Genomic DNA, 7679 nt, shown 5'->3' with positions numbered 1-7679 from the left:
GTGGACTCAGGGCGGTGGGACTGCCGCTCTCTGGCTGTGGAGGATCCTGGTTTACCAGTCCGTTGAAGCAGCAACTCCGAGAAGTGATTCTCGGAAGCTCCCGTCTACAGCCCGTCAGGGCTTAGCGGGAGAGGATGTCACTTTCACTTTTTTGAGGTCAACCGAGCCCTGGTGTTGGATCGCGCCGCCAGCTTTGGCAGGCGCCTCAACATCCCTTCCGGCCAAGCGGTGCGTTTTGAGCCGGGGCAAACCCAGCGGGTCACTCTGGTGGCGCTGGGAGGCAAGGGTCTGGTGCATGGCTGCAACCGGCTGACGAAGAGCAGCGTCCGCTCTGCAACGCAAAAGCGGCGGGCCCTGGCCCGATTGCAGGAGTGGATGGGCTAGGTGGTTAAGCGCTATGGACATAACGCCCCTCGAAGTATGCAGCTTTGGGCATCTGGGCTGAGGCTTGGCCACATCCCCATCCCACCTCAGATTCAAGAGAGTAGGGCTATCCAATTCTTCCTCTGGGATCTGGCCAATGTTAGAGCGTGAGACTGTTTGGTGGATGTGGGTACAGGGCTTGGGGCTGAATCTTTCCGGGTTGGCCCTGTTGGCAGCAGCAGGTGCCACTTTCGGCCCCCTCTGCTGGACCGGCGCGACGGTGGCGGTGATGCTCAAGTTAATTGGAGATAGCCAACTGCTGCGCGCCTACTGGCTTTGGCAAAGTCGGCACCGCCAAGCGGGATCCCAGCCCGTCAGCTCGGCAGCGGCGCTCCAAAGTCAAGTTTGAACAGTTACCAAACAGCCTGTTCGTGGAGCTTCAGCTTCCCTCTCCCCCTGAGGAAGAGGGGCGGGTGAAGGCCAGCGGCAAAGTGCCTTAACCTTGTTTGAAACGACTGTCAGGGAGTTTGAAACAGCCTGACCCTCACCGCAGGTGGGCCACAGTCACACCCGTACCGCCGTCCTGGGGATCCGCTGGGGCAAACCTCTGGACACGCGGGTGATTTTGGAGGTAGGCCTGGACGCCGGCCCGCAGGCGTCCCGTGCCGTGGCCGTGGATGATCCAAACCGGGCCAGGAGGGGCTTGGGCAAAGTGCTGTTCCAGAATCGCCTCGGCATCGGCTACAGTTTTCCCCCTTAGGTCAAGGGTGTTGCGGCTGGTGCGCAGGTTCAGGGGAGCAGTGGTGGGCGGTGGGGAAGGAGGAGCTTTGGGGCGCTGGCGCTGTTTGGCCTGATGTTCATCGATGGGATCCAACTGGCCCCGCGGCACCGTGAACTTGAGAATGCCGCTGCGCACCACATACACCTCTCCTTCGACGGCAATGACCTCTCCCGTCTGTCCCAGGCCCCGCAGCCGCACCCGATCCCCCACCTCTGGCACGAACTCAGTCTCAACGGGCGGCGGCGGCGGCGAGTAGCGCCTGCGAATCTGCTCCAGCTCAGCAGCGACCTGCTGGGGATCGTCCCCCTGTTGCAGCTTGCGGACGGCGGCGGCCACCTCCCGGCGGGCGGCGGCCAAGAGGGCTTGCAGCCCCTGTTGCTGCCGGTACTCCAGTTGCGCCTCTCGCTCAGCCATTTGCCGACTGCGCTGCTGCATTTGGCGGTACAGGGTTTCCAGCTCTTGGTGCAGGGATCCCACCTGGGCGGCCCGCTCTTCCAACTGGGCCCGTTGCGCCTCCAGCCCCGCGATCACCTTATCCACCTGGCTTTCCCCCTGCAGATGCTGCTGCGCCCGCCGCAGAATCTCCGGCTCCAGGTGCAGCCGCCGGGCGATGGCCAAGGCATTGGAGCGACCAGGGATCCCCCACAGCAGGCGGTAGGTGGGGGCCAGGGTGGCCTCGTCAAACTCCACCGAGGCATTCTCAAAGCCGGGATGCTGGTATTTCAGAGCCTTCAGCTCGCCGTAGTGGGTGGTGGCCAAGGTCAGCAGGGCCTTTTCGGCGAGATACTCCAATAGCCCGGCAGCCAGGGCCGCGCCCTCGCTGGGATCCGTGCCTGCCCCCACCTCGTCCAGCAGAACAAGGGCCGGCGCCGGCTCCGACTGCAAAGCTTGCACGATGCGGCTGATGCGGCGAATATGCCCGGAAAAAGTGGAGAGGCTTTGCTGCAGCGATTGCTCGTCGCCGATGTCGGCATAGACCCCGTCGAACCAGGGCAGTTGGGGCGGATCCTGGGCGGGCAGGAAGATCCCCGCCTTGGCCATAAGCACCAATAGCCCCAAGGTCTTCAGGGCAACCGTCTTGCCGCCAGTGTTGGGGCCGGTGATGACCACGGCGCGGATGGACTCCGAGAGGGTGAAATCGATCGGGATCACCTCCGGGCCCTTGCCTTCCTCGCGAGACTGCCACAGAAGCAAGGGGTGCCTAGCTTGGCGCAGGCGCAATCCTGCCGGGACAAACTGGGGGCGATTGCCCCCCAACCAAAGGCTGTAGCGAGCGCGAGCCAACGCCACCTCCAGCCCCACCATCACCGCCTGCAGATGCTCCAAATCCTCGGCAACAGATCCCACCTGGGCCGAGAGGGCGGCCAAGATCCGCTCTTCCTCCGCCTGGATCTGGGCCTGGCTTTCCCGCAGCCGGTTGCCTAGCTCCACCACAGCGTAGGGCTCTACATAGAGGGTGGCCCCGCTGGCAGAGCTGTCGTGCACAATGCCGCGGATGAGATCCCGATGGGTGGCCTTTACCATCAGCACAAAGCGCCCCTGCCGCTGGCCAATCAACGTGTCCTGCAGCGCCTGGGGGTGCTGGCTCATCACCTGTTGTAGGCGTTCTTGGATCTGGCTGCGGTACTGGCGGTGCTGACGGCGCAGGTCTGCCAGGGCGGCGCTGGCGCTATCTCTCACCTCGCCGTGTTCGTCCAGGCAGCGGAAGATCTCCTGCTCTAGCTCAGGATAGGTGCGCAGATTGCTCACCCACTCCTGCAGGCGGGGCAGGCGCTCGTCAGCATCGATGAGTCGGCGAAGGCGGCGAGCAGCCCCCAAGGTGGTGGCAATCTGCACCAGCTCTTCCCCGCTCAGAATGCCCCCCCGTTCGGCCCGTTCCAGGGCCGGCAGCAAGTTGTGGATCCCGTCCAGAGAAATCCCCCCTGGCTGGCTGCAATCCAGCCGGATGGCCTCCTCCGTTTGATCAAGACAGACCTCGCTCTCGGCGCGGCTCCGCCAGGGATCCAGCTCTAGGCAGGCGCGGCGGCCTAGGGGTGTGGCGGCAAAGCTGGCCAAGTGTTGGCAGAGGCGGGGCCACTCCAACAATTCCAAAGTTTCTTGGCGGAGGGAAGGATCGGGCTCAGAACAGATCGGCAGCAGGTTGAAAGTAGTGGGCGTAGGCATTCCTGAAGAAATTAGCCATTCGAGGAAGAACGGAGCTGCAGCCGCTTCATCTCTTGCAAAAACTGCCGCTGGTAGTTGAGAAAGGCAGTGTGCCACTCGCGGAAGCGACGCTCACCATCGCGCACCAACATCTGTCGGTAGTGCTCGGAGTTGAGACGGGGCCGGGCCGAGTTCATGGGGATCGAAGACGCTCTGCCCCTATTGTGGCAGGCCGCGGGGCGCCTTTCATAGCTTCCAACCTGCGGGCAGGCGAGAAAGCACCCCATCTGTTCTGCCGGTGAGGGGAGATTTTTTGCTTGCAGTATGGCCGAACTTGGCAGTCGGCCTTGGCATACTGGAAGAGTCGTCGTACCTCAGCTACGCAAGTCAAATCCGTGCGCAAACGAGTGACCCTGATTTTTCCTCGCCACTTGGTGAATGTGCCCCTCACCTATCGTCTGGCGAAAGACTTCGATGTAGCCGCCAACATCGTCCGTGCCAGAGTAACCCCTAACGAAGTGGGCACCCTGGTGGTGGAGCTCTCGGGAGATATCGACCAGGTGGAGGCGGGGCTGGAGTGGGTGCAGTCTTTGGGCATTGAGGTGGCCGAGCGGGCTAAAGAAATTCAGATCGACCCAGATTTGTGCGTGGATTGCGGCTTGTGTACGGGCGTTTGCCCCACCGAGGCACTGAAGATTTCCGCTCCCGACTGGAAACTGGAGTTTCTGCGTAATCGCTGTGTTATGTGCGAACAATGCATCCCCACCTGCCCTGTCGGGGCCATCAGCACGAGTTTATAGCGATGAGGCGAAGAGCCGGCTAAGCCGACAAGTTCATTCACCATTACAATGCTGTAATATGACCCCGATTGGACTGGATTTGCCCAGGTTAATTCGAGGCAACTGGATATGCTCTCTACCTCGACGCTCATTGGCTTGACCTATGCTGCGCTAGCAGTTCTCTACCTGCTGGTGCTGCCGTTCTTGTTTTTGGTGTACGTGGACAAGCGCTGGAACTACAGCGGTGCCTGGGAAAAGGTGTTGATGTTTTTCCTAGTTTTGTTTTTCTTCCCCGGTATGGTGCTCGTGGCTCCCTTCATGACGTTTCGGCCCAAGCCGCGTTCGCTCTAGAGCTCGCCCTTCTGCAACCTACCAGCCATGCGCAGACGGGATGTTCTCGGCATTGGCCTAGCCCTGCTCTTGGGGGGAGGACTTCTCTACGGGCTGCTGCTTTGGGCCGGCTTAGATACGGGCGCGGCGCAGCAGGTGTCGAGTGTGGTGTTTCTGCTGGGATGCCTGGGCTGGACGGTGGGCTACCTGAAGCGGGTGTTGAGCAGGGAAATGACTCTGAAGGCCCAGTGGGCCACTTTCGAGAGGCAGCAAATCCAAGAAAAACTTCACTCCCTCTCCCCGGAGGAGTGGCAGGCCTTGCAGGCCGAGCTGGCCTCCGAAACCGAAGAGGAAGCTGAGGGTGGTTTGACCGAGCAAGGCAAGTGCTGAGGCCGCCGGGCAAGCTGTACCCAAAAACTTGTCGCAGATCGGTGGAGTTTCAGCTAGAAACTGCAGGAGCCCCGCACTGTACCCCCTCAATCCCCCCGCCCCCCTGCCCCCATATACGGGGGGTTGGGGGGGAAGGGGGGGCGGTCGGAGTCGGGTAGTTTACGTATCCAAGCGGCTGGGTCAGCCCAGCACTACCGGTATAGCTAGTTACTGTTTCTTCTCTATTGGAAATGCTACCTTGCGCCGTAGGCAAAGTTGTGAACTAAGGCAAGTCGTTTCTCTGCTCACCGTGACCAAGACCGTTCTGGTGGCTCAGGGTCAGCTTTTGCAAGCCCAGCTCTGGAAGCTGGTGCTGGAGTCTCAGCGCCATACAGTGGTGCTGGTTTCTCCTCAGGCAGATCTGGTGGAGGTGGCGGCAACTCATTCTCCGGATCTGATGGTGGTGGATATGACGACGGGGCTGTTTAACCCCTATGCCTTTTGTCGAGAGTGTCGGAGCCGGCTTCCGGATATCCCTGTGATTCTCACTCATTACCCTCGTCGCCCCATCGAGCCGGCAGAGCGGCGCTGGGCCATTTACCAGGGGGCAGCCGAGGTGATCCCCGGTTTGGCCGAAGCCGACGACATTCTCCACTCCCTCGAGCAAATTTACAAGGCAGCCAGGTGGTCTTTTCCCATCGACACGGAAGCTCTTCACGCGGTTCTCGAGCAGCTGGGTTTGTGGTCTGAAAAAGACAGCCCCCCTCCTTCCCTGTCCGTTGCAACAGAAGAACGCCAAGAGCAAACGGCTGCGCCCCCGCCGGCAAACTATCGATTGATGTATCGGGGCCGCCCTGTCGAGTGAGCTGCAAGCGCTCCACACCACTAACGCGAAGCAGAGGGGATCCCTTGGGCGCTTTTCTCCCCTGGCGGGGTTGGGGATCAGGGCAGCACCAGCGCTAGGGTCGTGCCCTGGGATCCCGTCTCCACCAAACACAAGTCTCCTCCGTGGGCTTGCAGGATACGTTTGGCGATGTACAGCCCCAGACCTCCTGAGCCGGTCGGGTAGTGCTGGCCGGCGATGTGAATGGGTTGGGCGATGTAGGGCTGGGCCAGCTCTTCCAGGGGAGCCGGCAGGCCGGGCCCGTCATCCCGCACCTGGATCTGGCGAGGGCTGATGGTCAGCACCACCACCTGGCGGGCGTAGCGCAAGGCATTGTCCACCAGGTTCACCAGCGCCCGTTCCAGCTCGGCCTCATCGGCATTGGCCCACCCTTCTCCCTCCACTCGCAGGTCGATCCCCCGTTCTCGGGCCAGGGATCCCATGCGTTCGGCCACCCGTCGGGCCAGGGATCCCAGATCGCAAAGACGAGGATGTAGCTCGATCTCGCCCCGCTCTAGGCGGTGGGCCTCCACCATCCGCTGCACCAGGGACAGATTGCGTTGGTTCTCCTGCAAGATGCGATCCAGCAGGGCAAGCCGCTCTTCCGGCTGCAACTGCTGCTCCTGCTTGAGGGCACTTAGCAAATGCCCAAAGGCAATGAGAGGGGTTTTCAGGTCATGCACCAAGGTGGCGGTAAAGGCTTCCCGCCGCAATTGGTCAATCTGGATCTGGCGCAGCAGATGGGCAAAGGCCTGGCGCAGGATCAAAGCCTCTTGGGGATCCCCGGGGCGGAGCAGCAAATTCCAACGGGCCGGCTGGCTAATTAAGGTTTCCAGATGGCCCAGCTCGCGGGCCAGCAAGGTGAGGGGCCGCAAGATTAGGGAAGACAGGACATAGCCCACCACTGCCGATAGCCCTGCTAGCAAAGGGATCCACAGCAGCAGCAGGACAGATCCCTCGGGGCTGAGCTCTGTGCCGGGGAGGATCCACTGCACCGACAGGATGAAAACCAAGTTGGGGACAAAGGAAAGGCTGGCAATCACCAGCGCCACCTGAGTGCGCAGGCTGTGGGGGAAGCGGCGGCGCCAGAACTCAAGTAGACGGCGTCTCAAGGGGGAACGGGAGAGAGGGCTGAGTTGAATTAGGCCAGGAGCGAACAGGCAAGTCAAGAGGGCTGGCAAAAAGTGGGGGCTAAATCCGCCAGAGATAGATGGTGTAGGTGTTGATAACATCTGACACGGTGGTGGTGGCGGTGGGCGGCCAATCCCCCATATCGAAAGTGTGGGTGACCAGGCGGGCGCCAGGCCGGAGCTCGCTGCGCAGCTTGTCTCGAATCAGCAGGTGGGAGCGGGGCAGCAAATAACAGGTCACCACCGTCGCTGGCGAGAGATCCAGGGTGAGCAAGTCCTGCTGCCGAAAACTGACCCGATCCTGAACCTGAGCGGCTTGGGCCGCCTGCTGTGCCTCTAGGATGCGCTCTGGGTCGATATCCACCCCCAGGCCCCGCGTGCCGCAGCGCTGGGCTGCCCGGATAGGAATGCGGCCATCCCCACAGCCCAAGTCGTAGAGGAGATCGTCGCCCCGCACCTGCGCCAGATCCAGCATGGCGTCGATCACCAGGGGCAAGGTGCGCACGTAGGGAGCCAGGCTCTCCCTACCGGAGCGGTTCTGAATGGGTTTGAAACCACGAGGTGCCACGGTGGAGCCGGGAGAGAGCTTTCCCCCTATTTTAGGATCCCTTGACTGCCGCCTCTTTTGCGGAGAGAGCAGAAAGCACGGTGGCAGGGATTGGGGTTCTCAATCTTAGATTTTGCGGTTCTGTTGTTATCGCGCAGTTGGCACCTTGAGGTGCTGGGGAGGCTCTTCCAGACCGCTATGGCTGGGAGCGCAGTTTTCCGTCCGTGCCGGAGTCTTGCTGAGGATTTTTGGGGTTTCCTAGCTGCAAACTCTACACTGGGGTTGGTCTGAGATCTGTACCTGATACATTTACGCTGAACACTGCTGAGCATTACTGCTCAGCGGTGAAGCGATA

The 7679-nt window shown here is 61.4% G+C and carries 9 protein-coding genes and 1 pseudogene; 6 read left to right on the top strand and 4 right to left on the bottom strand.

Annotation, left to right across the window (positions count from 1 at the left end):
- Positions 1 to 132: 132 nt before the first annotated feature.
- Together NW848_RS10205 and NW848_RS10200 are read left to right on the top strand one after the other, a co-directional pair.
- Positions 133 to 384: pseudogene (locus NW848_RS10205) on the top strand (urease subunit beta); the annotation flags it as partial.
- A gap of 136 nt (positions 385 to 520) precedes the next feature.
- A complete protein-coding gene (locus NW848_RS10200) occupies positions 521 to 772 on the top strand; it encodes a hypothetical protein (protein WP_240527800.1) in 252 nt (83 codons plus the stop codon).
- Between the two features lie 135 nt (positions 773 to 907).
- On the opposite strand, the gene NW848_RS10195 is transcribed toward NW848_RS10200, so the two are convergent.
- Positions 908 to 3274, bottom strand: a complete 2367-nt coding sequence (locus NW848_RS10195) for an endonuclease MutS2 (protein WP_414508512.1) — start codon at positions 3272 to 3274, stop codon at positions 908 to 910.
- 44 nt (positions 3275 to 3318) lie between these two features.
- The gene (locus NW848_RS10190; protein ID WP_168173329.1) at positions 3319 to 3483 is read right to left on the bottom strand and encodes a hypothetical protein; all 165 of its coding nucleotides are present in this window, start codon (positions 3481 to 3483) and stop codon (positions 3319 to 3321) included.
- Positions 3484 to 3681: 198 nt separating this feature from the next.
- Here NW848_RS10190 and NW848_RS10185 point away from each other — a divergent pair, with 198 nt between their 5' ends.
- The 4 genes from NW848_RS10185 (at position 3682) to NW848_RS10170 (ending at position 5629) form a co-directional block, all read left to right on the top strand.
- Positions 3682 to 4086 (top strand): NIL domain-containing protein, encoded by a 405-nt coding sequence (locus tag NW848_RS10185; protein WP_011431371.1) that lies wholly within the window; start codon positions 3682 to 3684, stop codon positions 4084 to 4086.
- A 108-nt stretch (positions 4087 to 4194) separates the two neighbouring features.
- On the top strand, positions 4195 to 4416 hold the full coding sequence (gene ndhL, locus NW848_RS10180; RefSeq protein ID WP_011431370.1) for an NAD(P)H-quinone oxidoreductase subunit L: 222 nt from the start codon (positions 4195 to 4197) through the stop codon (positions 4414 to 4416).
- 27 nt (positions 4417 to 4443) lie between these two features.
- The gene (locus NW848_RS10175; protein ID WP_011431369.1) at positions 4444 to 4785 is read left to right on the top strand and encodes a DUF3007 family protein; all 342 of its coding nucleotides are present in this window, start codon (positions 4444 to 4446) and stop codon (positions 4783 to 4785) included.
- A 289-nt stretch (positions 4786 to 5074) separates the two neighbouring features.
- Entirely contained in the window at positions 5075 to 5629 is a 555-nt protein-coding gene (locus NW848_RS10170) for a response regulator (protein ID WP_414508511.1), read from the top strand.
- Between the two features lie 77 nt (positions 5630 to 5706).
- Here NW848_RS10170 and NW848_RS10165 read toward each other — a convergent pair whose 3' ends face one another.
- Positions 5707 to 6759 carry a sensor histidine kinase gene (locus NW848_RS10165; protein WP_228375346.1) on the bottom strand — a complete coding sequence of 351 codons (1053 nt, stop codon included), beginning with the start codon at positions 6757 to 6759 and terminating at the stop codon, positions 5707 to 5709.
- Positions 6760 to 6838: 79 nt separating this feature from the next.
- Complete coding sequence (locus tag NW848_RS10160; protein ID WP_011431366.1) at positions 6839 to 7345, bottom strand: SAM-dependent methyltransferase; 507 nt, start codon at positions 7343 to 7345, stop codon at positions 6839 to 6841.
- Between the last annotated feature and the right edge of the window lie 334 nt (positions 7346 to 7679).

The sequence above is a fragment of the Synechococcus sp. RC10A2 genome (assembly GCF_047502605.1).
Note: the sequence above shows the minus strand (reverse complement) of the source record. Positions and strands in the feature narration are given on the sequence as shown.

Excerpts from the sequence above, each read along its gene's own strand:
- NW848_RS10200 (WP_240527800.1), top strand. The coding sequence starts at position 521 with ATGTTAGAGCGTGAGACTGTTTGGTGGATGTGGGTACAGGGCTTGGGG.
- NW848_RS10190 (WP_168173329.1), bottom strand. The coding sequence starts at position 3,483 with ATGAACTCGGCCCGGCCCCGTCTCAACTCCGAGCACTACCGACAGATG.
- ndhL (WP_011431370.1), top strand. The coding sequence starts at position 4,195 with ATGCTCTCTACCTCGACGCTCATTGGCTTGACCTATGCTGCGCTAGCA.
- NW848_RS10175 (WP_011431369.1), top strand. The coding sequence starts at position 4,444 with ATGCGCAGACGGGATGTTCTCGGCATTGGCCTAGCCCTGCTCTTGGGG.